This window comes from Paenibacillus sp. P4_E11 (assembly GCF_056401635.1).
Genome location: NZ_JBFUIX010000441.1, coordinates 1 through 1,560, shown reverse-complemented (window position 1 = coordinate 1,560; position 1,560 = coordinate 1). Strand labels below are relative to the sequence as shown.

Below are 1,560 nucleotides of genomic sequence, written 5' to 3'. Positions count from 1 at the left end.
AAGTAAGGAAGGAGGTAGTGACATGCCAACTATTAACCAATTAGTACGCAAAGGTCGTCAAGCGAAGATTACGAAGTCCAAGTCACCTGCTCTACAAAGAGGGTTCAACGCCTTGAAGAGAGAACAAACCGACTTGAGCGCGCCTCAAAAACGCGGTGTCTGCACTCGTGTAGGTACAATGACTCCGAAGAAGCCAAACTCGGCTCTTCGCAAATACGCTCGTGTGCGCTTAACGAATCGTGTCGAGGTTACGGCTTACATTCCGGGAATCGGACACAACCTGCAAGAGCACAGTGTCGTGTTGATCCGTGGCGGACGGGTAAAAGATTTGCCAGGGGTACGTTACCACATCGTGCGGGGAGCGCTTGACACATCCGGCGTTAACAACCGGAAACAAGCTCGTTCCAAGTATGGTACGAAACGTCCGAAAGTGAAGAAGTAAGAATGAAATGCTATTCATATCGAATGATTTTTATAAGAAAGGGGGATAACTATGCCTCGTAAAGGTCCAGTTACTAAAAGAGACGTTTTGCCGGATCCGATTTATTACAGCAAATTGGTTACCCGACTCATTAACCGTATCATGTTAGATGGGAAGCGCGGTGTTGCGCAAACGATTTTGTATGATGCGTTTAACCTGATTCAAARCCGTACTGGCAAGGAACCAATGGAAGTGTTTGAAACAGCGATCAAGAACATCATGCCTGTGCTTGAAGTTAAAGCTCGTCGTGTTGGGGGAGCTAACTACCAAGTACCGATCGAAGTAAAGCCTGAGCGCCGTACAGCACTAGGTCTTCGCTGGTTGGTGAACTACTCTCGCTTGCGCGGAGAGAAGACTATGGAAGAGCGTCTGSCTGCCGAGATTATCGACGCCAGCAACAACACAGGTGCTTCCGTTAAGAAGCGCGAAGACACGCACAAGATGGCGGAAGCGAACAAAGCGTTCGCCCACTACCGCTGGTAGGATCAGCTACTGCTCGGCGGAAGTGCTATTCCGTACTTGCGCTTGTAGTAGTTTTCCTGGATTTTTGAAAACAGCTATTACAGGAAGGAGACGTTCCAATGCCAAGAGAGTTCTCCTTGAAAGACACGCGGAATATCGGGATCATGGCGCATATTGACGCTGGTAAAACGACGACGACGGAACGTATTCTTTTCTTCACCGGCCGTACCCATAAGATCGGAGAGGTTCATGAAGGAGCCGCTACGATGGACTGGATGGAGCAGGAGCAAGAACGTGGAATCACCATTACGTCCGCCGCTACCACTTGCCAGTGGAAAGGGCACCGAATCAATATTATCGACACCCCGGGACACGTTGACTTCACTGTTGAGGTTGAGCGTTCCCTCCGTGTACTTGATGGAGCGGTTGCGGTATTCAGCGCTAAAGAAGGCGTTGAACCCCAATCGGAAACCGTATGGAGACAAGCGGACAAGTACCACGTTCCGCGTATGGCCTACGTGAATAAAATGGATGCCATCGGCGCGAACTTCTTGGGTGTAATTGGCCAAATGCGCGACCGTTTGGGAGCCAATGCAGTAGCAATTCAGTTGCCAATC

3 protein-coding genes are annotated in these 1,560 nt (G+C 49.7%); all 3 read left to right on the top strand.

Features of this window, described 5'->3' with window-relative positions:
* Positions 1-22: 22 nt before the first annotated feature.
* The gene (gene rpsL / locus AC1DWB_RS34935) at positions 23-442 is read left to right on the top strand and encodes a 30S ribosomal protein S12 (RefSeq protein ID WP_477545663.1); all 420 of its coding nucleotides are present in this window, start codon (positions 23-25) and stop codon (positions 440-442) included.
* Between the two features lie 51 nt (positions 443-493).
* The gene (gene rpsG / locus AC1DWB_RS34930) at positions 494-964 is read left to right on the top strand and encodes a 30S ribosomal protein S7 (RefSeq protein WP_477545662.1); all 471 of its coding nucleotides are present in this window, start codon (positions 494-496) and stop codon (positions 962-964) included.
* A gap of 98 nt (positions 965-1,062) precedes the next feature.
* A partial coding sequence (locus AC1DWB_RS34925; RefSeq protein ID WP_477545661.1) for a GTP-binding protein occupies positions 1,063-1,560 on the top strand: 498 nt, incomplete at its 3' end.

What these genes read in the sequence shown, in the direction of transcription:
- rpsL (WP_477545663.1), top strand. Translation starts at nt 23, where the DNA reads ATGCCAACTATTAACCAATTAGTACGCAAAGGTCGTCAAGCGAAGATT.